Genomic DNA, 25,519 nt, shown 5'->3' on the forward strand with positions numbered 1-25,519 from the left:
CGCTCACAGATGCTGTTCGGCAGTGGCCAAAAAGACCAGACAGGCTCCAGTCATATGAAGCATGTAGGCTACGAGGTAATCTGGAACGACAATTGGTTCCGCACCCTGCCCGTGACCGGCAAGATTATTTCGTCCAGTAGGCACCGCGGCCTCAAGCAAGCTTTTGAGCGAGGTAAATTGAGTTTGCCAAAAGGCTGGGATCAAGCCATTTTCCATACAAACTTTGATCAGCGAGCTTGCTGTTTCCTTGCCAGAAAGAGCCCACCCTCGTTTTACACAAACTGCTTTCATTAGGCTTTCGAAGGATTTCAAGCACTCGTTCAGTGCCTCCTTAGAGTTCCCGTGCCGGTAATGCTCGTGGGCTCTCAAGAATTCCTCTTGCGGTCCGGCGTAGAATTTACTCTCCAAAAGCCTAAGAGCTGGCTTTACCACCTCGGCGTGCAATAACTGCGAGTCAACCCGTAGAACTTCACCGTTCACGAATTGATAGCCAACTGCATGCTCCTTGAACCGCTGATTCAGCTCATCGATCGCCCTATCAGCGATTTGATCCGCGTCATGCCGTCCCATGAACGTAAAGTGACGACTTGTGGTGTCGACAGCGCGAAAGCAAAGCTCCACGACATCTAACGCCTGCTCCAGATCATCAGTTTGCAAAAGGAAGTCAGCGACTTCTTGAAAGAAATGCCGCTGCCTGCCTTTTTGTGCAGTGGGCAAAGAGAACATTCCGTACTCCCTGCAGAGGGCATCTGAAATAGATCTCCAGCAGTCGATTTGAGCAAATTCCCCAGGACGGCCCAAAGCATCACACATCACGTGCACTATCTGAACACGCAGAGGATCTGGCAACTGATCATATTGGTAAACGTCTGACGCTTCGCCTCGAAGTTTCTTTTGGCGCTTTGAGAAAATATCGAATAGCGCCATGACCTGGCTCCTCCTTGATAAACGAGCCGGAAACCGTACCGGCATTCTCAAACTGCACCCATCCTGCACCCACAGCGCAAAATGGAAAACGACAGTATTGCGCGAAGCGCCTAAATATATGGTGTCCCAGGGCCGGTTCGAACGGCCAACCTTCCCCTTAGGAGGGGGATGCTCTATCCAATTGAGCTACTGGGACAAATGACAGCCATCAGGCCAAGGGCACTGCGACAGACGGCGTGCATGTTAACGGCCGAACTGGGTTTTGTCATGTCGTCCGTGGGCTTTTTGAGTGTAGGCCGAGCCTTACCGAAACGATGGCGGTTTCGCCCCACAAATACGGGCACTTGGCCTGATCGTGCAAAATGCACTCCTCCAAAATGCCAGCATTGCAAATTGCAACCCCGCACCCTGCTAAAGCAAACTCAAGCCCTTGATTTTAATGAATTTATATTTTGGCACGACACCTGCAACAGTTCTCCTGCAAGCCCCATTCAGCCAAGGCATTAAACGGAGAACACGACCATGAACAGTGCCATTCTGTTAGCTCTCAACACCGTCGCCCTGGCTGCACTGGTGATGTTCCACTTTCAATCGACGGGCAGCAACGACCCCGCTCAGATTAGCCAGCAGGCAGTCCCCCACCACTTGCAACAACGTCCGCAACTGGCCGTGATGACACCGAATGCACAAGCGCCAGTACGCCTGACTCAAGGCACCCAGGCCGCGCCCGCATCTGAACACTGGGTTTTTTAAGGACACTGATGATGAGCAAATTTGCCTGGCTGTTTCTGTGCCTCACCATCGCCACTGGCCTTATGGGACTGAGTGCAAGCTCCCAGGATGGGCAAACCAGCGCATTCGTCGCTGCCGGCGTTTTCGCAAGCCTGCTTCTGTTGACGCTCGTCGTGGGTCGCCGAATCAAATTTGACCCGGTTTTACGCTGACACCTCCCTTCTCTGCTCTGCCCTCCCCCTACCTTATGTCGCCTCGCCCTAGTAAATCGGCAAATTGCCACTAGTCTTAAAACTAAGGGCAAAAGGCCACTTTGCTATAGGATGTGCGGCCTCAAACCCTGTGCTGGCCTGGACTTACGGAAAGTTCCGTTGCGGAATCACGCATGGAAAAGTTTTCCAACCAGTCCGCAAAAATACAAATGAGTGCTGGCATAAAGCCTTTAGGCAGTTCAATATTTGTCACAGAATTGACGCCAAGGAACTGGCAAATCTGAGGCATGATGCGGCCTCTTTGCAATTCGGGTTGAACTTTGGTCGTGAGTCTTGTCTTAACACTCATCTTGCGGCCAATTCCAATAACCGCTCCCCTGAACTAACCGGTTAAATATATGCGCCCATTGAAACAGGCAATTTATTCCAGCCGTACGGCTGACAAGTTCGTCGTACGTCTGCCAGACGGAATGCGGGAACGCATTGCCGAGGTGGCTCGCAATCATCACCGCAGCATGAACTCCGAAATCATCGCGCGCCTGGAGCAGAGCCTTATTCAGGAAGGTGCGCTGGGTGACGAACTGAGCATGCGCCTGGACAGCCCTGAGCTGTCGCTGCACGAACGCGAACTGCTGCAGCGTTTTCGTCAGCTCTCCCATCGCCAGCAAAATGCCCTCGTCTCGCTTATCGCGCACGACGTCGAGGCGGCCGCAGAAGCCAATTGATCCGCCACTGAAAGCCGAAGCCAGCCGTGTGCTGGCTTTTTTTTGCCTGGGATTTATACAGGTCTCGACATTTTTATCACGCCGCAGCTGTCGAGCCTTGGCGAGGCTGCGTTTGCGCCCTGCCTGGCACACCGCTGACCCAGCCTCGCCAAGGCTCGACAACTGCTATGCAGAGGGCGCCCGCCCGAGACAGATCAGAGCAAAAAGATCGTCGCCAAACCGAGGAAGATGAAGAAGCCACCACTGTCGGTCATGGCCGTGATCATCACGCTGGCGCCCATGGCCGGGTCGCGCCCAAGGCGTGCCAGGGTCATGGGGATCAGCACCCCCATCAGGGCCGCCAGCAGCAAGTTGAGGGTCATGGCAGCGGTCATCACCACCCCCAGGGACCAACTGCCGTACAGCAAGTAGGCCACCACGCCAATCACCCCACCCCACACCAGGCCATTGATCAGGCCCACTGCCAGCTCTTTGCGCAGCAAGCGCGAAGAGTTAGCGGTACTGACCTGGTCCAGCGCCATGGCGCGTACGATCATGGTGATGGTCTGGTTGCCCGAGTTACCACCAATGCCTGCCACAATCGGCATCAACGCCGCCAGGGCCACCAGCTTCTCGATGGATCCTTCGAACAGCCCGATCACACGGGAGGCGATAAACGCGGTAATCAGGTTAACGGCCAGCCAGGCCCAGCGGTTATGCAGGGAACGCCAGACTGACGCAAAAATATCTTCCTCTTCACGCAAACCCGCCATGTTGAGGACTTCGGTTTCACTCTCTTCACGAATCAAGTCGACGATTTCATCGATGGTCAGACGGCCGATCAGCTTACCGTTCTTGTCGACGACCGGGGCGGAGATCAAGTCGTAACGCTCAAAGGCCTGCGCTGCGTCGTAGGCATCTTCATCGGGATGAAAGCTCACGGTATCGCTGGCCATCAGGTCAGCAACTTTTTTCTCCGGATCATTGACCAACAGGCGCTTGATCGGCAGCACGCCCTTGAGAATGCCTTCATAGTCGACCACGAACAGTTTGTCGGTATGGCTCGGCAGCTCTTTCAGCCGGCGCAGGTAACGCAATACCACTTCCAGGCTGACATCTTCGCGGATGGTGACCATCTCGAAGTCCATCAGCGCGCCGACCTGATCCTCATCATAGGACAACGCGGAGCGCACGCGCTCACGCTGCTGGCCGTCGAGGGCCTCCATCAATTCATGGACAACATCACGCGGCAACTCAGGAGCCAGGTCGGCGAGTTCGTCAGCGTCCATCTCCCTGGCGGCCGCCAGCAGCTCGTGATCGTCCATGTCGGCGATCAGGGTTTCACGAACCGAGTCGGATACTTCGAGCAGGATGTCGCCGTCACGGTCGGCCTTGACCAACTGCCAGAGGGTCAGTCGATCATCCAGCGGCAAGGCTTCGAGAATGTAGGCAACGTCGGCGGAGTGCAGGTCGTCGAGCTTGCGTTGCAACTCGACGAGGTTCTGGCGGTGAACCAGGTTTTCCACCAGGTCGTTATTCGGACCATCCTGGCGGTGCGTGAAATCTTCGACCACACGCTGGCGCTGCAGCAGCTCGATGACTTGAGCCAGGCGATCCTGCAGGCTTTCTTGTGTTTTCTTTACTTCTACTTCGGTCATAGGCGAACTCCACTCCCAGCAGCGGGGCACGCCGGAAGGATCAATCAGTCAATTCATGATTGGTAAAACGGGGTACTGAGTAACTACTGGGTAAGTCCATGGAGGTATTCCATAAGCCCCGGCGGGGCTGACGGGCGCAATGATACACCGTGCGTCCGTTTTTAACGTCAAAAAACTGGAAAGAACAAGCGCTTGCGAGCCAAAGTTGAGTATTGGCCACACCTATTCAACTGCGACGCCATCACCGGAATGAAAAACACACGAGGGAGGAGAAAAAGATAAGGATCTACACAAACCCCAGACGGCAAAAAGCCCGCACTAGGCGGGCTTTTTGTTTGTATGGTGCACTCGACAGGATTCGAACCTGTGACCGCTCGGTTCGTAGCCGAGTACTCTATCCAGCTGAGCTACGAGTGCAGATTGTGTTTTTAGACCAGATCACAACTGGTTGAAGCCAAGCCACCTGCATTGCTGCAACTAACTCTTAAATGGTGCACTCGACAGGATTCGAACCTGTGACCGCTCGGTTCGTAGCCGAGTACTCTATCCAGCTGAGCTACGAGTGCATTTGTTGCCGCGCATTATAGGCCGTTCAATCTCTATGTAAAGCTATTTTTTCGTTTAATTTCAACAACTTAACGAAAAAACCAGATTGCAACGTACTAAGCAAATAATGGCGGAGAACGGGGGATTCGAACCCCCGACACCCTTTTGAGGTGTACTCCCTTAGCAGGGGAGCGCCTTCGGCCACTCGGCCAGCTCTCCGCAACACGGGGCGTATATTAACCACGTTCATCCCCGTTTGCAAACATAAAAAACGATAAAAATTAAAGGCTTGGTTCTTCGTCCTTCTCTTTCTTGATCCGCAAGAAGATTTCCTCGCGATGGACCGCCACCTCTTTCGGAGCGTTAACCCCGATACGCACTTGATTGCCTTTGACGCCGAGCACGGTCACGGTGATTTCGCCATCACCGATAATCAGGCTTTCTGCGCACCGACGAGTCAGAATCAGCATACCTTTCTCCTCACGCATTTCATTTCAGGAACAACAGTCTGCAAAAAAAAGGCGTTCGACCTACGACTCGATAGCCATAGCCCTAACGGCCTAAGTATTGTCGAGCCCACGCAAAAGACCATGCGCCCTACAAAAAAATGAAAGGCGCGGTAAACCGCGCCTTCCTGGCATTGCGTCACTCGCCCTGTCGGGCCGGAGCATCCAGCTCAAAAGCGGTATGCAGCGCGCGTACAGCCAGTTCCAGGTACTTCTCTTCAATCACCACCGAGACTTTGATTTCCGAGGTAGAGATCATCTGGATATTGATGCTTTCCTTGGCCAAAGCCCCGAACATGCGGCTGGCAACGCCGGCATGGGAACGCATGCCCACACCTACGATCGAGACCTTGGCAATCTTGGTATCGCCGACCACTTCACGGGCGCCAATTTCGCTCGCGGTGTTCTCCAGGATTTTCAACGCCGCATCGTACTCGTTGCGGTGCACGGTGAAGGTGAAATCGGTGGTGTTATCGTGCGAGACGTTCTGCACGATCATGTCGACTTCAACATTCGCATCGCTGATAGGGCCCAGAATCTTGAAGGCCACACCCGGGGTGTCTGGCACGCCACGGATCGTCAGCTTGGCTTCATCGCGGTTGAAAGCGATGCCGGAAATGATCGGCTGTTCCATGGATTCCTCTTCATCAATAGTAATGAGGGTGCCCGGACCCTCCTTGAAGCTGTGCAATACGCGCAGCGGAACGTTGTACTTGCCGGCGAACTCCACCGCGCGGATCTGCAACACCTTGGAGCCGAGGCTGGCCATTTCCAGCATCTCTTCAAAGGTGATCTTGTCCAGGCGCTGGGCCACGGACACCACACGCGGGTCGGTGGTGTAGACGCCATCCACATCGGTGTAGATCTGGCACTCGTCAGCCTTGAGGGCCGCAGCCAGGGCCACACCGGTGGTATCAGAACCGCCACGCCCGAGGGTGGTGATGTTGCCGTGCTCGTCCACACCCTGGAAGCCCGCTACAACTACCACGCGCCCGGCTTTCAGATCACTGCGAATTTTCTGGTCGTCAATCTGCAGGATCCGCGCCTTGGTGTGCGCGCTGTCGGTGAGGATGCGCACCTGGCTGCCAGTGTAGGACACGGCAGGCACGCCACGCTTGTTCAGGGCCATGGCCAGCAAGGCGATGGTCACCTGCTCGCCGGTGGACACGATCACATCCAGCTCACGCGGCAGCGGCTGTTGCTCGCCACTGATGGCCTTGGCCAGTTCGATCAGGCGATTGGTCTCGCCGCTCATGGCCGACAGCACCACGACCAGGTCGTCACCGGCATCGCGGAATTTCTTAACCTTGTCGGCCACCTGCTCGATTCTTTCGACAGAGCCGACCGAGGTGCCTCCAAATTTCTGTACGATCAAAGCCATTTCCAAGCCGCCTCAGCCCGTAAAGGGGCGCCTAATATCCAATCAACCAGCACAGAACAGCCCGTGACTAGACCACGGGCGGGTTAACAGTGCCTTAAATACCTGCCTCGACAAATGGCACGGTCAGGGCCAGGGCCGCGTCCAAGGCACTGGCGTCTACACCACCGCCTTGCGCCATGTCCGGACGACCGCCGCCCTTCCCGCCCACTGCCGCAGCGGCTTGCTTCATCAAATCACCGGCCTTGAGTTGGCCAGTCAGGTCCTTGGTTACACCGGCAACCAGCACGACCTTCTCCTCATGGACACTGCCGAGCAGGATCACTGCGCGGCCGAGCTTGTTCTTCAACTGATCGACCAGGGCCAACAGCGCCTTGCCGTCCTGGCCGTCCAGGCGTGCAGCCAGGACTTTCACGTCCTTGACGTCAACGGCCGAAGCCGACAGGTCGTCGCCCGCAGCGCTGGCCGCCTTGGCTTGCAACTGCTCCAGCTGTTTCTCCAGCGCACGGTTGCGCTCCAGAACGGCGGACAACTTGTCGATCAGGTTGTCGCGGCTGCCCTTGACCAGGCTGGCCGCTTCCTTGAGTTGTTCTTCAGCCGCATTCAGGTAGGCCAGGGCCGCAGCGCCGGTCACCGCCTCAATACGACGCACACCCGACGCCACGCCGCCTTCGCTGATGATCTTCAGCAGGGCGATGTCGCCGGTACGGTTGGCGTGGATACCGCCACACAGTTCCACCGAGAAGTCGCCGCCCATGCTCAGCACGCGCACGCTGTCGCCGTATTTCTCGCCGAACAGCGCCATGGCGCCCTTGGCCTTGGCCGTCTCGATGTCAGTCTCTTCGGTTTCTACCGGGGAGTTCTTGCGAATCTCAGCGTTGACGATGTCTTCCAAGGCCTTGATCTGCTCAGGCTTGATCGCTTCGAAGTGACTGAAGTCGAAACGCAGGCGCTGGCTGTCGACCAACGACCCCTTCTGCTGGACGTGCTCGCCCAGCACCTGGCGCAGCGCGGCGTGCAGCAAGTGCGTGGCCGAGTGGTTCAGCGCGGTGGCATGGCGTACGTCGGCATCGACCTGGGTGTCCACCGGCGCACCGACAGTCAGGTTGCCCAGCACCAGCACGCCGTGATGCAGGAACGCACCGCCGGTCTTGGTGGTGTCGCGCACCTCGAAACGACCGGAGGTCGAACTCAGGAAACCACAGTCACCGACCTGGCCACCGGATTCGGCGTAGAACGGCGTCTGGTCCAGGACCACAACTGCCTCTTCGCCTTCGCTCAACACGTCGACCGACTTGCCGTCTTTATAAATGGCAACGATCTTGGCCGCGCCAACGGTCGCCTTGTAACCGGTGAATTCGGTAGGCACGTCAACCTTGACCAGGGTGTTGTAGTCCAGGCCAAAGGAACTGGCGGAACGGGCGCGCACGCGCTGGGCTTCCATTTCACGCTCAAACCCGGCTTCGTCGATGGTCAGCTCGCGCTCACGGGCAATGTCGGCGGTCAGGTCCATCGGGAAGCCATAGGTGTCGTACAGCTTGAACACGACATCGCCCGGCACCACGGTGCCTTTGAGCTCGGCCAAGTCCTGTTCCAGAATCTTCAGGCCGTGCTCCAGGGTCTTGGAGAACTGTTCTTCTTCAGCCTTGAGCACACGCTCGATGTTGTCCTGCTGCTGCTTGAGTTCCGGGAAGGCATCGCCCATCTCGGCAACCAGTGCGGCGACGATCTTGTAGAAGAAGCTGCCGGTGGCGCCCAGCTTGTTACCGTGACGGCAGGCGCGACGGATGATGCGACGCAGCACGTAGCCACGGCCTTCATTGGACGGCAGGACCCCGTCGGCGATCAGGAAACCGCAGGAACGGATGTGGTCCGACACCACCTTGAGGGACGACTGGCTTTCATTGGCACAACCAATGGCTGCGGCCGACGCGCTCAGCAGGTTAGTGAACAGGTCGATCTCATAGTTGGAGTGAACGTGCTGCATCACCGCACTGATCCGCTCCAGGCCCATGCCGGTGTCCACCGACGGCGCTGGCAGCGGATGCAGCACGCCATCGGCGGTGCGGTTGAACTGCATGAACACGTTGTTCCAGATCTCGATGTAACGGTCGCCGTCTTCTTCCGGCGAGCCCGGTGGGCCACCCCAGATGTCGGCGCCGTGATCGTAGAAAATCTCGGTGCAGGGGCCGCATGGGCCGGTGTCGCCCATGGTCCAGAAGTTGTCGGAAGCGTAAGGCGCGCCCTTGTTGTCGCCGATGCGAATCATGCGCTCGACGGGCACCCCGATTTCCTTGGTCCAGATGTCATACGCTTCGTCGTCCGTCGCGTAGACGGTCACCCAGAGTTTTTCCTTGGGCAGCTTCAACACGCCGGTCAGGAAGGTCCAGGCGAAGGTAATCGCGTCTTTCTTGAAATAATCACCAAAGCTGAAGTTACCCAGCATCTCGAAGAACGTGTGGTGGCGGGCGGTGTAGCCGACGTTTTCCAGGTCACTGTTCTTGCCGCCGGCACGCACGCACTTCTGGCTGCTGGTGGCGCGGGTGTAGGCGCGTTTTTCCTGGCCCAGGAAGCAGTCCTTGAACTGGTTCATCCCCGCGTTAGTGAACAGCAGGGTGGGGTCATTGCCTGGGATCAAGGAGCTGGAGGAGACACGGGTGTGACCTTGCTCTTCGAAGAAGCGAAGGAAGGCTTCACGGATTTCTGCGCTTTTCATAGGTTCTTCCACGGAGGCTGCGGCCAAAGGCCAGTGCGCAACATCATCAGACGGAGCGACGGCAAAAGGCCGCATTATATCGGCCCTTTGCCGGTGGTACAGCGTGTTTATGCGATAGAGAGGCTCAATTAGACGGTCTGCACACTCATTTGCGCGAAAAATCGACGAATGCCTTGAGCACTTGCTCGATCTGCGCCCGGCTCACATCCAGATGCGTCACCATGCGCAGGCGCGGCGCAGCACTCAACTTGATCCCACGCTCGGCGGCAAACGTCTTCAAGGCCTGGGCCTGGTCGCCGATCTGCACATAGACCATGTTGGTCTGCACCGGCTCCACCGCGTAACCGGCGTTACGCAGCTCATCGCCCAGCCATTGCGCATTGGCGTGGTCGTCGGCCAGGCGCTGCACCTGGTGATCCAGGGCGTACAGCCCTGCTGCCGCCAGGGAGCCGGCCTGGCGCATGCCACCGCCGACCATCTTGCGCAAACGGCGCGCCTTGGCGATCAATGCCGTGGAGCCGCACAGCACCGAGCCAATCGGTGCACCAAGGCCCTTGGACAGGCACACCGACACCGAGTCGAAATGCTGGGCGATCTCCCGTGCATCGACCCCAAGCTTGACCGCCGCGTTGTAGAGTCGCGCGCCATCCAGGTGCAGGGCCAGGCCATGTTCGCGGGTAAACGCCCGCGCCTTCGCCAGGTAGTCCAGCGGCAGCACCTTGCCCTGCATGGTGTTTTCCAGGGCCAGCAGGCGGGTGCGGGCGAAGTGGAAGTCGTCGGGCTTGATGGCCTCGAGCACCTGATTCAGGTCGAGGGAGCCATCCGCCTGCACGTCCAGCGGCTGCGGCTGGATCGAACCCAGCACGGCCGCCCCGCCACCCTCGTATTTGTAGGTGTGGGCCTGCTGGCCGACGATGTACTCCTCGCCACGCTCACAGTGGGCCATCAGTGCCAGCAGGTTGCTCATGGTGCCGGTGGGCACGAACAGCGCGGCCGCAAAGCCCAGGCGCTTGGTCAGCTCGGCTTCCAGATGGTTGACGCTGGGGTCTTCGCCGTAGACGTCATCGCCGCTGGCGGCATTGGCCATGGCGTTGAGCATGCCGGCGGTGGGTTGGGTCACGGTGTCGCTGCGCAGGTCGATCACAGACATGAAACAAGCCTCGAAGGGGTTCATTAAGATTCTTATGAGGATGATTACTGCGGGCAAAGCCGCGGAATATCAAGCCCCACGCGTTCTCAATCGAATACCAACCAAACAAACCGATATAGCTTATCGATACGACGCTCGTGCAGTTTATGAAAAACCATGTTAAAAACTCTCCGCCGCCAGGGTTCTGGTGGCAACGTTCTCAGGGCGGGGTGCAATTCCCCACCGGCGGTAATTGCACGCAATGTGCATAGCCCGCGAGCGCTTGGCGCCTCGAACTGCTCACGCAGGACGGCGACAAGGTCAGCAGACCCGGTGTGATCCCGGGGCCGACGGTCATAGTCCGGATGAAGAGAGAACGGGATTGGCACCTAAGGGCCGCACGCTGAGCGCATGCCTGCATGACTCGGCGGTTCGTACCCTTAAATCCCATTCGATTCATAACGCCCTGTTTTTTTCTTAAACAGGAGTCAGAACATGCAACCCACCGCAATCGACAGCAAAAGCAAAAACCATCACGGCGAGCGCGTCGCGTTTATCCAGGCCTGCTGGCACAAGGATATTGTCGACCAATCGCGCAAAGGCTTCCTCGCCGAAATGATCGCCCAGGGCTACCAGGAATCGGACATCGATTTCTTCGAAGTCGGCGGCGCCTTTGAAATGCCCCTGCACGCCAAGCTGCTGGCCAAGACCGGTCGTTACGCCGGTATCGTGGCCGCCGCGCTGGTGGTGGACGGCGGGATCTACCGTCACGAGTTCGTGGCCCAATCGGTGGTCAGCGGCCTGATGCAGGTGCAGCTGGAAACCGAAGTGCCGGTGTTCTCGGTGTCCCTGACGCCGCATCACTTCCATGCCGGCAGCGAACACACCGCGTTCTTCCATGAGCACTTCGTGCACAAGGGCCAGGAAGCTGCACGTACATGCGCCGACACCCTGCACAAGGTGCGGGCGATCCGTCGCAGCGAGCCACGGGCGGTAGCTGTTTAAGCAACACTGCAAAACAATATGTGGGAGGGGGCTTGCCCCCGATGGCGGTGTCTCAGCTCCAGATGAGCTGACTGACACACTGCTATCGGGGGCAAGCCCCCTCCCACATTTGGACCAGGTTAAGGCTCAGATTTACGCCAGCCCGGCCTCTGTGGTCGGCACAATCAATATCCCCGCCCGCAAGCCGTTCTTCACCTTCGGGTTGGGGAAAATGATGCGCGCCCCCTCCTCCTCGATCACCCAACGCGTCTTGGCCACGTCTTCGGCCAGCAGATAACCCTTTTCCAACTCCGAAAAGTTTTCCACGTCCGCCGGCAAGTGCAGCAGGAATGCATCGCTGTGCTTGATGACTTCCCGCGACACGGCGAACAGTTTCAACCCGTCCAGGCTGTCAGTCTCAGGCTCGGTGCCTTCGATGATCTGCTTGAGGCGCAGCTCCAGGCGGGAAACATTCACGCCCTGGTTGTGCCCGAACGGTCGCGCCTTGCCCAGTTCCAGGGTGAAGGCCTCGGCCTCCAGCTGCTCGTAGGTAAACGCGGTGAAGGTGATCGAGCTCTTGTTCTGCAGCAGCACCGCTTCCATGCCGGCAGCGTTCAGGCGCGCCAGTTCGTGGCGTGAATGCTGGCGCCCCTCCTTCCAGGGGTACAGCGCAAACTGCTCGATCTTCGAGCCGCGGATGGCGGTGTGCAGGTCGTAATGCAGGCGCGAACGGCCAGGCTGGCTGAAGAAGCTGCGGGCCAGCTGTTCAAGCTCGGCGGCGCGCATGGCTTCGGGGCCGATGTTTTTTTCATGCCGGCCGTTGAACAGCCGGTTGACGTCCAGTTCAAGGTAACGCTCGCCGCGGCGCATGGCCTCGGGGTTGCCGAACAGGAACAGAATCCGGGTGCGGGGCTTGATCTCCCCACGGGCGATGCCATGCAACAGGCGGTCGAGCAATTCGATCGGCGCGGTTTCGTTGCCATGGATGCCGGACGACAGCAGCAGGTCGCGGCCATTGTCCGTTGCCTGCGGCGGGCGCACTTCGAGTGCGCCCTCGCTGAGCCAGCGCATCTGCACGCCGTCGACAGTCAGTTGAATTTTTTGCGCCGGTTCGCGACCGGCGAGGGTCAGTTCAAGCAGTTTGCCAAGGGCGAGCATACGCAGCTTCCTTAGTGGTTGCAGCCTGGGCCGTGGACGTGATCATCATCACCTTCAACGTCGGCCGGTTCCATTTCCAGTTGCAGGCTCATCAGGTTGGTGGCCAGTGGGCGCATCAACAGGTTGGCGTATTCGGCGTCGCCTTCTTCCACGTCCACGCCGATCAGCAGTTGGCCACGGCCGTCGTGCTGGATCCAGATTTCCTTACCCTGCCAGACCACGGCGACGCGGGTGCAGGAGGTTTCCAGCTGGGTGCCGTCGGTGTCTTCAAGGATCAGTTGCAGGGTGTCGGTGGTCATAAATAATTCTCAGCCATAGGGTGTAAAAAGAGGTGGCGTTAATTGATCTGGAAAGGATAAACCGAGCCCAGTTTAAGGATTTGCGTCAGTTCATCCAGTGCCGTCCGGCACTCAAGCAGCAATTGCGGGTCAGCCAGGTCGGTTTCGCGCAGGCTGTCGCGGTAGTGCTTGTCGACCCATTGGGTCAGTGTGTCGTACAACGGCGCGGTCATGATAACCCCTGGGTTCACCGCTGCCAGCTCGGTTTCGTTGAGGGCCACGCGCAGGCGCAGGCACGCCGGGCCGCCGCCGTTCTGCATGCTTTGCTTGAGGTCGAAGACTTTGACTTCGCGGATCAGCCCAGCGGACGCCGTCAGGCCTTGCAGGTACTGCCAGACGCGCTCGTTGGCGCGGCATTCCTCCGGCACGATCAGCAGCATCGAACCGTCGGCACGGGTCAGCAACTGGCTGTTGAACAGGTAGGAACGCACCGCGTCCTCGACGCTGACCTGGGCACGCGGCACACACACCGCCTGGAAGTTGCCGCCCAGCGCGCCCAACTTGCCTTGCAACTCGGCCAGCATCTGCTCGGTATTGAGGAACGCGTCCTCGTGATAGAACAGCACCTCGCCGTTGCCCACCGCGATCACGTCGTTGTGGAACACGCCGGCATCGATCACCGCCGGGTTCTGCTGGGCGTAGACCACGCCTTCATCCTTCAGGCCATGCAGGCGGGCGACGGCCTGGGAGGCTTCGAGGGTCTGGCGCGCCGGGTACTTCTGCGGGGCCGGGTAACGGGGGTCGAACGCGCTGCGCCCGAACACGAAAAACTCCACCCCCGCTTCGCCATACTCACGGCAGAAACGCGTGTGGTTGGCCGCGCCTTCGTCGCCGAACTGCGCCACCGCCGGCAACGCGGCGTGGTGGGCAAAGTGTTTCTGGTCGGCAAACATCGCCCCCAGCACGCGGCTGGTGGTGGGGTGTTCGATGCTGCGGTGGTATTTGCAATTGAGGTTGGCGGCGGTGAAATGCACGCGGCCATCTGCCGTGTCGGCGCTCGGGCTGACGGTGGCGGCGTTGGCCACCCACATGCTCGATGCCGAGCAACTGGCGACCAACAACGGCATGGCCTGCTTGGCCGCCTGCTGGATGACCTGGGCGTCGGTGCCGCTGAAACCGAGGTTGCGCAACGCCGCTACGTCCGGACGTTCCTGGGGCGCGAGCACGCCTTGCACAAAGCCCATGTCCATCAGGGCTTTCATTTTCTGCAGGCCCTGCAACGCCGCTTCCCTGGGGTTGGAATGCTGCTGGCTGTTGCTCTGGGACGCGACGTTGCCGAAGGACAAACCGCCGTAGTTATGGGTCGGCCCCACTAGACCGTCAAAATTGACTTCATAGGATTTCATCGGCGAGGCTCCACGAACATCTGTTTTTATAGGCTTCAAATTACTTGAATACACCACTGACCCCCTGTGGGAGGGGGCTTGCCCCCGATAGCAATCTGTCTGTTGATAAATCAGGTGACTGATTCACCGCTATCGGGAGCAAGCCCCCTCCCACATTTAGATCAGCGTAATGCCGGGGGTCAGTGTGGCGGGGATCACCAGGCTCGGGGTCTCCAACGACGCCACCGGGTACGCACAATAATCCGCCGCGTAATACGCACTGGCGCGATGGTTGCCCGAGGCCCCTACCCCACCAAATGGCGCGGTGCTGGCGGCGCCGGTCAGCTGTTTGTTCCAGTTGACGATGCCGGCACGGCTTTCCAGCCAGAATTGCTGGTAACGCGCCTCGGAATCGGACAACAGGCCCGCGGCCAGGCCGTACTGGGTGTTGTTGGCTTCGGCAATCGCCGCCGCGAAATCAGCGTAGCGGATCACCTGCAACAGCGGGCCGAACAGTTCTTCGTCTTCGCGCTCGGTCACGCCGGTCACATCGATGATGCCTGGGGTCAGCAAGGCAGCCTGGTCCTGGGGCTGGGTCATCTCCAACAGCGCCACGGCGCCATTGGCCAACATCAATTCCTGAGCCTCCATCAAGGCTTTTGCCGCTGCCAGGGATATCACCGAGCCCATGAACGGCGGCGGTTGCTGGTCGAACGCGCCGACTTCAATCGTCGCACTCACCGCCACCAGCCGCGCCAGCAGCGCATCGCCCCAGGCGCCTTCCGGCACCAGCAGGCGACGGGCACAGGTGCAACGCTGGCCGGCGGAGATAAACGCCGACTGGATGATGGTGTAGACCGCCGCATCCACATCGGCCACCTCGTCCACCACCAGTGGGTTATTGCCGCCCATTTCCAGGGCCAGGATCTTGTCCGGACGCCCGGAGAACAGCTGGTGCAGATGATTGCCGGTACGGCTGGACCCGGTGAAGAACAACCCATCGATACCGGGGTTGGCGGCCAACGCAATGCCGGTCTCGCGCGCGCCTTGCAGCAGGTTCAACACGCCCGCCGGCAAACCGGCGTCGATCCAGCACTGCACGGTCAGCTCGGCGACTTTCGGGGTCAGCTCGCTGGGCTTGAACAGCACGGTATTGCCCGCCAGCAACGCCGGGACGATATGCCCGTTGGGCAGGTGGCCGGGGAAGTTGTAAGGACCAAACACCGCGACCACGCCGTGGGGCTTGTGGCGCAATACGGCGGTGGCGTCGCCCAGTGGGCCGCTCTTCTCGCCGGTACGCTCGCGGTAGCTTTGCACCGAGATTGCGATCTTGTTGGCCATGCTGGTGACTTCGGTGGCCGACTCCCACAGCGGCTTGCCGGTCTCCTCGCCGATGCAGCGGGCGATTTCATCGGCGCGGCTTTTCAGGCTCGCGGCGAAGGCTTCCAGCACGCTGATGCGTTCTTCCAGCGGACGCCGGGCCCAGGCCGGAAACGCCTGGCGCGCGGCCTGCACGGCCGACTCGACCTGCTCGACCGTGGCGCCATTACCGGCCCACAGCACCTGCTGTGTCACCGGGTTACGCGATTCAAACAGTTCCCCCTGGCCAGCCAGCCAGCTACCTGCGATATACAGCGAATTCATTATTTCGACTCCCGAGCAGCAGACAACGGTACGGCACGCACTTGATCACCCACCACCAGTTGCAGGCGCTTGGCGGTTTGCGGATCGACCACCAGCGTGCCGGCCGCCAGGCGTGCCGGTGCGGCGGTGATGCGGCAATCTTCGCGTTTGCGGTTATGGATCAGGAACGGCGTGGCGTCGTCCCCCGGTGTGCCGATGGCCAACACCAGCGACTGGCTGTCACGCACCGCACGGATCTTGCTGGTTTCACACTCCACGGCCGGGCCGGCGTCGAAAATATCGACGTAGCCCTGGTAGCTGAAGCCTTCGCTCTTGAGCATGCTCAACGCCGGCTCGGTGTCCGGATGGACCTTGCCGATCACGTTGCGCGCGTCTTCGGAAAGGAAGCAGCTGTACAACGGAAACTTGGGCATCAGCTCAGCGATAAACGCCTTGTTGCCCACGCCTGTGAGGTAATCGGCCTGGCTGAATTCCATCTTGAAGAAGTGCCGGCCCAGGCTTTCCCAGAACGGCGAACGCCCGGCGTCGTTGGACACGCCACGCATCTCGGCGATGATCTTGTTGCCGAACAGTTGCGGGAACTCGGCGATAAACAACAGGCGCGCCTTGGCCAGCATGCGGCCGTTGAGGCCGTTACGGTAATCGGCATGCAGGAACAACGAGCACAGTTCGGAATTGCCGGTGAGGTCGTTGGCCAGGAACAGCGTCGGAATCTCACGGTAGATATTCAGTTCCTGGGAGGCGCTGACCGTCAGGCCGACCCGGAAGTTGTACCACGGCTCGCGCAGGCCGACGGCACCGGCGATGGCGGAAATCCCCACCACGCGGCCTTCGTCGTTTTCCAGCACGAACAGGTAGTCGGCATCACCGCGCCCGGCGTCGCCGCGAAAGGTTTTTTCCGCCCAGCCTACCCGATGGGTCAGGCGCTCTTCGTTGGCCGGCAAGGTGGTGAGGCCGGTGCCGGTGCTGCGCGCCAGATCAATCAGGGCCGGTAAATCGCTGCTGCGTACGGGACGAACGATCATGCTATCTCCTCAGACGGGCCGCTGCTGCCAGCCACCCGCGACACTCTGTTTATACCGCTACCAGGCGCACACTCGCGCCTTCACCAACGCCCAGGGCTTCGGCGGCTGCCAGGTCCAGGGTCACCGGTTTGCCCGGCGCGTAGTCCAGCTCCAGCATCACCGCGCGGTAATCCTGCAACTGCGCGTTGCTCACCAGGTACTGGCGGCCGACACCCTTGACCATCTCGCCGATCTTCACCGGCACCACGCGGCTCTGGGCGATCGAGCGAATGCCCGAGACCCGTGCGTGCAGCGTCGGGCCGCCGTCGAAGATGTCGATGTAGTGGTCAGTCTCGAAGCCTTCGCGCATCAGGATGTCGAAGGTGATCTGGGCACGCGGGTGCACCTGGCCCATGGCTTCCTGGGCTTCGTCCGGCAACAACGGCACGTAGATCGGGTAATGCGGCATCAGCTCGGCGAGGAACGTACGGCTTTTCAGCCCGCACAGGCGCTCGGCGGCGGCGTAATTGAGGTCGAAGAAGTTGCGGCCGATGGCATCCCAGAACGGCGAATCACCGTTCTCGTCGCTGTAGCCGACAATCTCGGTCACCACCGAATCGGCAAAGCGCTCGGGGTGGCTGGCGACGAACAACAGGCGGCCACGGGAATTGAGTTCCGACCACGGCGAACCGACCAGCTCCGGCACCACGTAGAAGCTGGTGAGCAGGCTGTTGCCGGTGAGGTCGTGGCACTGGGAAAGCACGTGAATCTTGTTGTGGATCTTCAGCTCGCGGGAGGCGTGCACGAAGGTCTCGTTACGAAAACTGTAGAAAGGCTCCGAGTAACCGGCCGAGGCGACGATGGCCGAGCAGCCGGCGAGCTTGCCGGTCTCGGTGTCTTCGAGCACGAAGAAATAGCTTTCCTCACCGTTGAAACTCACCTCGGCCGCGAAGGACGCTTCGCTGGCGGCGATCTTGTCGCTCAGGCGTTCCACATCATCCGGCAAGGAGGTGACACCAATCGGGCTATCCGCAGCCAGACGCTGTACCTCGCCCAGATCAGCCATTTGCGCGGGGCGCATCACCAGCATGGTGTCACTCCTTAACTCTAGAACTCACAGGAAAAAAATACCGAACAGGTCAGGAACACCCCATATCTTCATGTGGGGCATATTCCAGTGTGGGAGGGGGCTTGCCCCCGATAGCGGTGTATCAGTCACCAGATGCATCAACTGACAGATTGCTATCGGGGGCAAGCCCCCTCCCACATTTGATCCGGTCCGACAGACAGATATGTATCAGGCTTGGGTCAGCGTTTTTACCGCACGCTCGAAACGATCCAGGCCTTCGTTGATGTCCGCGTCTTCCACCACTAGGCTTGGTGCAAAACGCACCACGTCAGGGCCGGCTTGCAGGATCATCAGGTTTTCTTTTTCGGCCGCGTTGAACACGTCCTTGGCCTTGCCTTTGAACGCATCGCTCAGTACGCAACCGATCAGCAGGCCCATGCCACGCACTTCGGTGAAGATGCCGTACTGCTTGCCGATCTGCTCCAGGCGCGCCTTGAACAGGTCGTGCTTGGCGTTGACGCCGGCCAGCACCTCAGGGGTGTTGATCACGTCGATGACCGCTTCGGCCACTGCGCACGCCAGTGGGTTGCCGCCGTAGGTGGTGCCGTGGGTACCGACCACCAGGTGCTTGGCCAGGTCTTCACGGGTGAGCATCGCCGCGATCGGGAAACCGCCGCCCAGGCTCTTGGCGCTGGTGAGGATGTCGGGCACCACGCCGTAGTGCTGGTAGGCAAACAGATGGCCGCTGCGGCCCATGCCGGTCTGCACTTCGTCGAACACCAGCAGCGCATTGTTGGCGTCGCACAGTTCGCGGGCACCTTGCAGGTAAGCCAGCTCGGCCGGCAGTACGCCGCCTTCGCCCTGGATCGGTTCCAGCACCACGGCGCAGGTCTTGTCCGATACGGCGGCTTTTAGCGCTTCCAGGTCGTTATAAGGGACGTGGGTGATGCCGGTGATTTTAGGCCCGAAACCATCGGAGTACTTCGACTGGCCACCGACGTTGACGGTGAACAGGGTACGGCCGTGGAAGCTGTTCAGCGCGGCAATGATCTCGTACTTCTCGCTGCCGAAACGGTCGAACGCCACGCGACGGGCCAGCTTGAACGCGGCCTCGTTGGCTTCGGCGCCGGAGTTGCAGAAGAACACACGCTCGGCAAACGTGGCGTCGATCAGCTTATGGGCCAGGCGCAGGGCCGGCTCGTTGGTGAAGACGTTGGAGACGTGCCACAGCTTGTTGGCCTGTTCGGTCAGTGCACCGACCAGCGCCGGGTGGGCGTGGCCCAACACGTTGACCGCGATGCCGCCGGCAAAGTCGATCAGCTCGCGACCCGCCTGGTCCCACACACGGGAACCTGCGCCACGCACGGGGATGAATGCGGCAGGTGCGTAGTTGGGAACCATGACCTGGTCGAAATCGGCACGTTGCACCGGGGCTTGCTCAACGGACATCGGAGTCTCCTGAAGAGGAACGCCTGCCTGGAACTGGCGGGCGATGCAGGGATTGTAAGGACAGTTTTCAGCGCGGCCTTGCCGCCAAGCGACAACTTCTTATAGCGCCAACCCCCGTTTTACGCGGGTTTACGCCAATGCGACAAATAGCGTCGCAATGGCGCAGTTTAAACGGATGCAGGGGTTTTCGGCAGTATGCAGGGAAGTTGCGCGATGGACGCGACACACCGCGCCAATCGTATTCACCCCACGTCAACCACGCTCGGACGGCACCGACGAGAGTTCGAACGGGCTGCTGCTGCGGCGCTGGTTGCGGTCTTCGCGAGGGGTGGCGCCAAAGAAGTTGCGGTAGGCGCTGGAGAAGTGCGGCCCCGAGGAGAAGCCGCAGGACAGGCCGATCTGGATGATCGACTTGCTGGTTTGCATGAGCATCTGGCGGGCCTTGTTCAGGCGCAGTTCCAGGTAGTACTGGCTGGGAACGCGATTGAGGTATTGCTTGAAGATCCGCTCCAGTTGTCGTCGCGACACGCACACATGCTGGGCGATTTCGTCGGTGGTCAGCGGCTCTTCGATATTGGCTTCCATCAGCAACACTGCCTGGGTCAGCTTCGGATGGCTGGAGCCCAGGCGGTTCTGCAGCGGGATGCGCTGGCGCTCGCCGCCTTCGCGAATGCGCTCCACCACCAGCTCTTCCGACACCGCACCGGCCAGTTCGGCACCGTGGTCACGGGCCAGCACCGCCAGCAACAGGTCGAGTACCGACATACCGCCGCAGGCGGTCAGGCGATCACGGTCCCAGTCGAACAGATGGCTGGTGGCGATGACCTTGGGGAAACGCTCGGCAAAATCATCCTGCCAACGCCAATGCACGGCGGCACGGTAGCCGTCGAGCAGGCCGAGCTGGGCCAACGGGTAGACACCGGCCGACAAGCCGCCGATCACACAACCGGCGCGCACCAACTGCTTGAGGGCGGTGCTCAGTTGCGAGGCGATCACGGCAGGCGGCTCGTCCGCCAGCAGGAACAGTTTCTGGAAGCCTTCCAGCTTGCCGGCCCACGGTTCACCCGGCAGTTGCCAGGCGCCTTCGGCGGCCGGCTCTGCGAGCAAAAACGACAGCTCGTAGACCACCTCCGGATGCACCCGCTGAGCAACGCGCAAGGCCTCCTCAGCCAGCGCAAGCGTGAGTGCTTTTGTGCTGGGCCAAATCAGGAAACCAATTTTGTGGGCGGTCATGGAGTGCTATCCGAAGCGAAGAACGGTAATGAAGACAAGGGCCAATGCTAGCCCGTAAACCAACACAAAGCTCAAAAACAATAAAGACCTGCTTTCCTGTAGGAGCGAGCTTGCTCGCGAAAAAACCTGAGAACATCACGGGGCATCAGGCTTCCCGCGTTATCGTTGACGATCTTCGCGAGCAAGCTCGCTCCTACAGGGGTAAAGCAGCGGCCTTGATTATTTCAAGCTGCCGGACAGGAACTGCTGCAACCGCTCGGACTGCGGGTTGACCAGCACTTCCCGCGGGTTGCCACGCTCTTCGACGATGCCTTTGTGCAAGAACACCAGCTGGTTCGACACTTCACGGGCAAAGCCCATTTCGTGGGTCACCACCACCATGGTGCGGCCTTCCTGGGCCAGGTCCTGCATGACCTTGAGCACTTCGCCCACCAGCTCGGGGTCGAGGGCCGAGGTGGGTTCGTCGAACAGCATCACCTCCGGTTCCATCGCCAGGGCTCGGGCAATCGCCACGCGCTGCTGCTCGCCACCGGACATATGGCCCGGGAACGCATCCTTGCGATGGCCCACGCCGACCTTGGCCAGGTAGTGCTCGGCCTTTTCACGGGCGTCTTTTTTCGACATGCCCAGCACGTGCACCGGGGCTTCCATCACGTTTTCCAGCGCCGTCATGTGCGACCACAGGTTGAAATGCTGGAACACCATCGACAGGCGCGAGCGCATGCGTTGCAGCTGCTTAGGGTCGGCGGCCTTCATGGCGCCGTCCTTGTTGGCCACCAGTTTCAGCTCTTCGTTATTGAGCAGGATCTTGCCGGCGTGGGGTTGCTCCAGCAGGTTGATGCAGCGCAAAAAGGTACTTTTGCCCGAACCACTGGAACCGATGATGCTGATCACATCACCGGCTGCGGCGGCCAGGGACACGCCTTTGAGCACTTCATGACTGCCATAGCGTTTATGCAGGTCTTGGACTTCAAGTTTGTACATGCGGTCGGTTCTCACAAAAACAGGTGGTCAGTCGTTGAGCAAGCGCCCGTGACGCAGCGCTTCGCGCCCCGCCACCTTGGCCAGCCAGAAACCCGCTTGGGCATAACGTAGCCGTTCAACGGCAAACAACACCCCCGAGGTACCTGCGCAGATAATGCTCACGCGGTCTTCCAGGGGATCAATCACTTCAAAAATCGGCTCGCCCTTCTCGATCCAGTCGCCGGCTTTACGCAGGTAACTGATCACCCCGGCGTGGGGCGCAAACAGCAATTCGGTGCCTTCGAAGGGCACGCCTTCGCACGGTTCGTGTTGCGGCGCCGGCCATTCGCCCTTGATCAGGCCTTGCTCGGCGAGAAACGCGAGGATGCCTTCGGCGTGGAAGATCGCTTCGTCACGGCCGGTGTCCGCCTGACCGCCCAACTCCAGCGTTGTCGCCAGGCAGGCCAGCGGAATCTGTGCGTCGGGGAAGGCGCGGGACAACCGCAGCCACGGCAACGAGCAGGCCTCATCGAACGAGCTGCCACCGGAATCTTCCGCGAGCAGACCGACTTTCACATTCAAGTGCGCCGACAGCGAACGCCACTGCGGCCAATGCTGGGGCAGCGCGTACATGTGCAGCGCGGCTTCGGCGTCGCAGTGCAGGTCGAGGACGATGTCGGCGCTGCACGCATGGCTCAGCAGGATGCGCTGCATGCCTTGCAACTGGCTGCTCGGCTCGGGCAATGCGTTGAGCACATCGACCATCGCCTGGCGAATCATGCGCACGTTGGCGTGAGCATCATCCCCCAGCTTGCCGGTGAGCAACTCGGCCACCGGCTCGCTCAACTCAACGAAATCGCGGTTGAAATTCTTGCCGCTGCCCACTTCGAAACGGCCCTGGTGACTGCCTTGCAGCAACTGGCCCAGGCCCATCGGGTTGGCCACCGGCACCAGCTCGATCACGCCGTTGAGGGCACCTTGCGCTTCAAGTTCAGCGAGGCGTTTTTTCAGCTCCCACGCGGCGCGCATGCCGGGCAATTCATCGGCGTGCAGGCTGGCCTGGATATAGGCCTTGCGCTCGCCGCTGCCGAAACGGAACACGCTCAGCTGGCGCTCGCAGCCCAGGTGGCCCCAGGGCAACAGATGATCGATACGTTCCATATCAGTGCTTCCGTGGAGCCAGATAGCTCAGCCAGCGGCGCTCGGCCAACTTGAACAGGCGCACCAGGATAAAGGTCAGGCACAGGTAGAACACGCCGGCGGTGATGTAGGCTTCGAACGGCAGGTAAAACTGCGCGTTGACCGTGCGCGCGGCACCGGTGATGTCGATCAGGGTGACGATGGACGCGAGACTGGTGGTCTGCAGCATCATGATCACTTCGTTGCTGTACTGCGGCAGCGCGCGGCGCAGGGCCGACGGCAGCAGGATGCGGCGGTACAGCTTGTAGCGCGACATGCCCATGGCCTTGGCCGCTTCGATCTCGCCATTGGGGGTGGCCTTGAGGCTACCGGCAATGATCTCGGCGGTGTAGGCGCTGGTGTTGATCGCAAAGGCCAGGCACGCGCAGAAGGTCGCGCTGGACAGCAGCGGCCACAGGAAGCTCTCGCGCACCGCTTCGAACTGCGCCAGGCCGTAGTAGATCAAAAACAGCTGCACCAGCATCGGCGTGCCGCGGATCACGTAGGTGTAGAGCCAGGCCGCACCGTTGACGACCGGTTGCTTGGACACACGCATCAAGCCCAGGGGCAAGGCGGCGAGCAGGCCGAAGAACAGCGAGATGGCGAGCAGTTTCAGGGTGGTCAGCAGGCCGCCAAGGTACAGCGGCATGGCCTCCCAGATGACGTTGTAGTCGAAGATCATAGATCAGCCGCCCTTACGCCTACCGAGTAGCGCTTCTCAAGATGACGCAGGGCCAGCAACGACACACTGGTGATCACCAGGTACATCGCCGCCACTGCGAGGAAGAAGGTAAAAGGCTCGCGGGTGGCATCAGCCGCCTGCTTGGCCTTGAACATCATGTCTTGCAGGCCCACCACCGAGATCAGCGCGGTGGCCTTGGTGAGTACCAGCCAGTTGTTGGTAAACCCGGGGATCGCCAGCCGGATCATCTGCGGCACCATCACCCGGAAAAACACCTGGAAGCTGCTCATGCCATACGCCAGGCCGGCCTCGGCCTGGCCCTTGGGGATGGCCATGAAGGCACCACGGAAGGTTTCCGACAGGTAGGCGCCAAAGATGAAACCCAGGGTGCCGATACCGGCGGCCAAGGGGTTCAAGTCGATATAGTCGTCATAGCCGAGCATCGGCGCGACGCGGTTGAGCAGGTCCTGACCACCGTAGAAAATCAGCAGGATCAGCACCAGGTCGGGGATCCCGCGGATCACCGTGGAGTACAAGTCACCCAGCCAGGCCAACCAGCGCACCGGCGACAGGCGTAACGCGACCCCGATCAGACCCAGAACAATGGCCAAGGCCATGGACGACAAGGCGAGCTGAAGCGTCAACCATGCGCCATCGAGGATGACGGCCCCGTAGCCTTTCAACATGATTCAGGTCCTCGAAAAGGGGGATGAAAAAATGGCGCAAACCGCAGGAATTCTGTTGCTTGCGCCATTTCGGACAGACAGCTGCGAGTACTTACTTGGCTTCTGGGCCGTAAATATCGAAGTTGAAGTACTTTTTCTCGATTTCTTTGTATTTACCGTTGGCACGGATCGCGGCGATGGCAGCGTTGATGCGGTCCAGGTTTTCCTTGTCGCCCTTGCGTACGGCGATGCCTACGCCGTCTCCGAAGTACTTGACGTCGGTGAAGGCCGGGCCGGTGAACGCATAGCCTTTACCGGCTGGCGTATCGAGGAAACCTTCCTGCAACAGGGTGGCGTCGGCCACGGTGCCGTCGAGGCGACCGGCTTCCACGTCCAGGTAGATTTCGTTCTGCGAACTGTAAGGCACAACGGTGGCGCCTTTAGGTGCCAGGACTTCCTTGGCGAAACGGTCGTGGATCGAACCGCGCTGTACGCCGATCTTCTTGCCTTTGAGTTCATCCAGGCTGTCGCTGACGGCGGTGCCTTCCTTCAATACCAGGCGTGCCGGGGTCAGGTAGTAGCGGTTGGTGAAGTCCACGGACTTCTTGCGGTCTTCGGTGATGGACATGGACGACAGGATCGCGTCGATCTTGCGCACTTTGAGCGCAGGGATCAGGCCGTCGAACTCTTGCTCGACCCAGGTGCACTTGACCTTCATCTCTTCGCACAGGGCGTTGCCGATGTCGTAGTCAAACCCGACGATGCTGCCATCCGGCGCCTTCGAGGCAAACGGAGGGTAAGCCGCTTCGATACCAATTTTCAGAGGCTTGCCTTCAGCGAAAGCCTGCATGGACAGCACGGACAGCGCCAGGGCGCCCAACAGCACGAGTTTCTTCATCTTGGGACTCCATCGGTATAGGGCAAAACAGCAGTATGAGCCATGGCCCACGATGCGACTGAGTGAAACCGAATAGCGGTGCTGCGTCCTACACCAATTCAACAGTGGAGACGACGAGCGAGTGATCGGCATTCTAACGACAGGCCGGAAGCCGATATTTCCTCAATGCGACAACAATTTACAGAAGCACTGAGAAAGCGGTTCCAGCACATTGACAGCCTCTGAATTTTATGCAGAGACAAAAGATATTAAACCTGTTGATGCTGCAAATTGCGGGCCTATTATTCGCAAACCCTTCTAGCACGGCAAGTGTGGCGTTTAATCTTATGGCTCGGGGTGTCTAAAGCGCGGTTTTTCGGGGCATAAGCGTAGCCCTTTGCCTCAGGTTTGGGCGATGGGTTACACATTTGTGCCACTCGG

23 protein-coding genes, 4 tRNA genes and 1 riboswitch are annotated in these 25,519 nt (G+C 59.9%); of the genes, 4 read left to right on the forward strand and 23 right to left on the reverse strand.

Annotation, left to right across the window (positions count from 1 at the left end):
• Nucleotides 1-3: 3 nt before the first annotated feature.
• Together NIBR502773_RS08355 and NIBR502773_RS08360 are read right to left on the reverse strand one after the other, a co-directional pair.
• On the reverse strand, nt 4-927 hold the full coding sequence (locus tag NIBR502773_RS08355; protein ID WP_141155832.1) for an STM4504/CBY_0614 family protein: 924 nt from the start codon (nt 925-927) through the stop codon (nt 4-6).
• Nucleotides 928-1,046: 119 nt separating this feature from the next.
• Nucleotides 1,047-1,123, reverse strand: a tRNA-Arg gene (locus tag NIBR502773_RS08360).
• Nucleotides 1,124-1,449: 326 nt separating this feature from the next.
• Here NIBR502773_RS08360 and NIBR502773_RS08365 point away from each other — a divergent pair.
• The 3 genes from NIBR502773_RS08365 (at nt 1,450) to NIBR502773_RS08380 (ending at nt 2,596) form a co-directional block, all read left to right on the forward strand.
• A complete protein-coding gene (locus NIBR502773_RS08365; protein WP_065926187.1) occupies nt 1,450-1,680 on the forward strand; it encodes a hypothetical protein in 231 nt (76 codons plus the stop codon).
• Between the two features lie 11 nt (nt 1,681-1,691).
• Nucleotides 1,692-1,871: a PA3371 family protein gene (locus tag NIBR502773_RS08370; protein WP_065939101.1), complete on the forward strand. Its 180-nt coding sequence runs from the start codon at nt 1,692-1,694 to the stop codon at nt 1,869-1,871.
• 398 nt (nt 1,872-2,269) lie between these two features.
• Entirely contained in the window at nt 2,270-2,596 is a 327-nt protein-coding gene (locus tag NIBR502773_RS08380) for an Arc family DNA-binding protein (protein ID WP_003175643.1), read from the forward strand.
• 194 nt (nt 2,597-2,790) lie between these two features.
• Here NIBR502773_RS08380 and mgtE read toward each other — a convergent pair whose 3' ends face one another.
• The 8 genes from mgtE to ltaE form a co-directional block, all read right to left on the reverse strand.
• Nucleotides 2,791-4,233, reverse strand: coding sequence for a magnesium transporter (mgtE, locus tag NIBR502773_RS08385; RefSeq protein ID WP_065926188.1), 1,443 nt, complete (start codon nt 4,231-4,233; stop codon nt 2,791-2,793).
• A gap of 340 nt (nt 4,234-4,573) precedes the next feature.
• Nucleotides 4,574-4,650: transfer RNA gene (locus tag NIBR502773_RS08390), tRNA-Arg, on the reverse strand.
• 72 nt (nt 4,651-4,722) lie between these two features.
• Nucleotides 4,723-4,799: transfer RNA gene (locus tag NIBR502773_RS08395), tRNA-Arg, on the reverse strand.
• Between the two features lie 108 nt (nt 4,800-4,907).
• Nucleotides 4,908-4,998, reverse strand: a tRNA-Ser gene (locus NIBR502773_RS08400).
• Nucleotides 4,999-5,060: 62 nt separating this feature from the next.
• Nucleotides 5,061-5,249, reverse strand: a complete 189-nt coding sequence (gene csrA, locus NIBR502773_RS08405) for a carbon storage regulator CsrA (protein WP_003233512.1) — start codon at nt 5,247-5,249, stop codon at nt 5,061-5,063.
• Nucleotides 5,250-5,424: 175 nt separating this feature from the next.
• Nucleotides 5,425-6,666, reverse strand: a complete 1,242-nt coding sequence (locus NIBR502773_RS08410) for an aspartate kinase (protein ID WP_065939088.1) — start codon at nt 6,664-6,666, stop codon at nt 5,425-5,427.
• A 94-nt stretch (nt 6,667-6,760) separates the two neighbouring features.
• Nucleotides 6,761-9,379 (reverse strand): alanine--tRNA ligase, encoded by a 2,619-nt coding sequence (gene alaS / locus NIBR502773_RS08415; RefSeq protein WP_141155834.1) that lies wholly within the window; start codon nt 9,377-9,379, stop codon nt 6,761-6,763.
• A gap of 145 nt (nt 9,380-9,524) precedes the next feature.
• Nucleotides 9,525-10,529: a low-specificity L-threonine aldolase gene (ltaE, locus tag NIBR502773_RS08420; RefSeq protein WP_141155835.1), complete on the reverse strand. Its 1,005-nt coding sequence runs from the start codon at nt 10,527-10,529 to the stop codon at nt 9,525-9,527.
• Nucleotides 10,530-10,720: 191 nt separating this feature from the next.
• Nucleotides 10,721-10,890: riboswitch (FMN riboswitch) on the forward strand.
• A gap of 113 nt (nt 10,891-11,003) precedes the next feature.
• Here ltaE and NIBR502773_RS08425 point away from each other — a divergent pair.
• A complete protein-coding gene (locus NIBR502773_RS08425) occupies nt 11,004-11,513 on the forward strand; it encodes a 6,7-dimethyl-8-ribityllumazine synthase (protein ID WP_065926190.1) in 510 nt (169 codons plus the stop codon).
• 132 nt (nt 11,514-11,645) lie between these two features.
• Here NIBR502773_RS08425 and astE read toward each other — a convergent pair whose 3' ends face one another.
• The 13 genes from astE to NIBR502773_RS08495 form a co-directional block, all read right to left on the reverse strand.
• A complete protein-coding gene (gene astE, locus NIBR502773_RS08430; RefSeq protein ID WP_141155836.1) occupies nt 11,646-12,650 on the reverse strand; it encodes a succinylglutamate desuccinylase in 1,005 nt (334 codons plus the stop codon).
• Between the two features lie 11 nt (nt 12,651-12,661).
• A complete protein-coding gene (locus tag NIBR502773_RS08435) occupies nt 12,662-12,949 on the reverse strand; it encodes a topoisomerase II (RefSeq protein WP_141155837.1) in 288 nt (95 codons plus the stop codon).
• Between the two features lie 38 nt (nt 12,950-12,987).
• Complete coding sequence (gene astB / locus NIBR502773_RS08440) at nt 12,988-14,334, reverse strand: N-succinylarginine dihydrolase (protein WP_141155838.1); 1,347 nt, start codon at nt 14,332-14,334, stop codon at nt 12,988-12,990.
• A gap of 156 nt (nt 14,335-14,490) precedes the next feature.
• On the reverse strand, nt 14,491-15,960 hold the full coding sequence (gene astD, locus NIBR502773_RS08445; protein WP_168209034.1) for a succinylglutamate-semialdehyde dehydrogenase: 1,470 nt from the start codon (nt 15,958-15,960) through the stop codon (nt 14,491-14,493).
• Nucleotides 15,957-16,982, reverse strand: coding sequence for an arginine N-succinyltransferase (gene astA / locus NIBR502773_RS08450; RefSeq protein WP_065939094.1), 1,026 nt, complete (start codon nt 16,980-16,982; stop codon nt 15,957-15,959). The genes astD and astA overlap by 4 nt, the downstream gene beginning before the upstream one ends.
• A 49-nt stretch (nt 16,983-17,031) precedes the next feature.
• Nucleotides 17,032-18,051, reverse strand: a complete 1,020-nt coding sequence (aruF, locus tag NIBR502773_RS08455; RefSeq protein WP_003175655.1) for an arginine/ornithine succinyltransferase subunit alpha — start codon at nt 18,049-18,051, stop codon at nt 17,032-17,034.
• A 207-nt stretch (nt 18,052-18,258) separates the two neighbouring features.
• Nucleotides 18,259-19,479, reverse strand: coding sequence for an aspartate aminotransferase family protein (locus NIBR502773_RS08460; RefSeq protein WP_027607765.1), 1,221 nt, complete (start codon nt 19,477-19,479; stop codon nt 18,259-18,261).
• Nucleotides 19,480-19,731: 252 nt separating this feature from the next.
• Nucleotides 19,732-20,712 carry a transcriptional regulator ArgR gene (argR, locus tag NIBR502773_RS08465; RefSeq protein WP_065939096.1) on the reverse strand — a complete coding sequence of 327 codons (981 nt, stop codon included), beginning with the start codon at nt 20,710-20,712 and terminating at the stop codon, nt 19,732-19,734.
• Between the two features lie 219 nt (nt 20,713-20,931).
• Nucleotides 20,932-21,696, reverse strand: a complete 765-nt coding sequence (locus tag NIBR502773_RS08475; protein ID WP_003214336.1) for an ABC transporter ATP-binding protein — start codon at nt 21,694-21,696, stop codon at nt 20,932-20,934.
• Between the two features lie 27 nt (nt 21,697-21,723).
• On the reverse strand, nt 21,724-22,836 hold the full coding sequence (locus NIBR502773_RS08480; protein WP_141155840.1) for a succinylglutamate desuccinylase/aspartoacylase family protein: 1,113 nt from the start codon (nt 22,834-22,836) through the stop codon (nt 21,724-21,726).
• A 1-nt stretch (nt 22,837) separates the two neighbouring features.
• Nucleotides 22,838-23,536, reverse strand: a complete 699-nt coding sequence (locus NIBR502773_RS08485; protein WP_141155841.1) for an ABC transporter permease — start codon at nt 23,534-23,536, stop codon at nt 22,838-22,840.
• The gene (locus NIBR502773_RS08490) at nt 23,533-24,222 is read right to left on the reverse strand and encodes an ABC transporter permease (protein WP_010208305.1); all 690 of its coding nucleotides are present in this window, start codon (nt 24,220-24,222) and stop codon (nt 23,533-23,535) included. Before NIBR502773_RS08490 ends, NIBR502773_RS08485 begins: the two co-directional genes overlap by 4 nt.
• Nucleotides 24,223-24,313: 91 nt before the next feature.
• Nucleotides 24,314-25,099, reverse strand: a complete 786-nt coding sequence (locus NIBR502773_RS08495; protein ID WP_027607761.1) for an ABC transporter substrate-binding protein — start codon at nt 25,097-25,099, stop codon at nt 24,314-24,316.
• Nucleotides 25,100-25,519: the final 420 nt, after the last annotated feature.

Origin of the sequence: Pseudomonas sp. NIBRBAC000502773, from assembly GCF_006517195.1 — a bacterium.
Lineage (GTDB): Bacteria > Pseudomonadota > Gammaproteobacteria > Pseudomonadales > Pseudomonadaceae > Aquipseudomonas > Aquipseudomonas marginalis.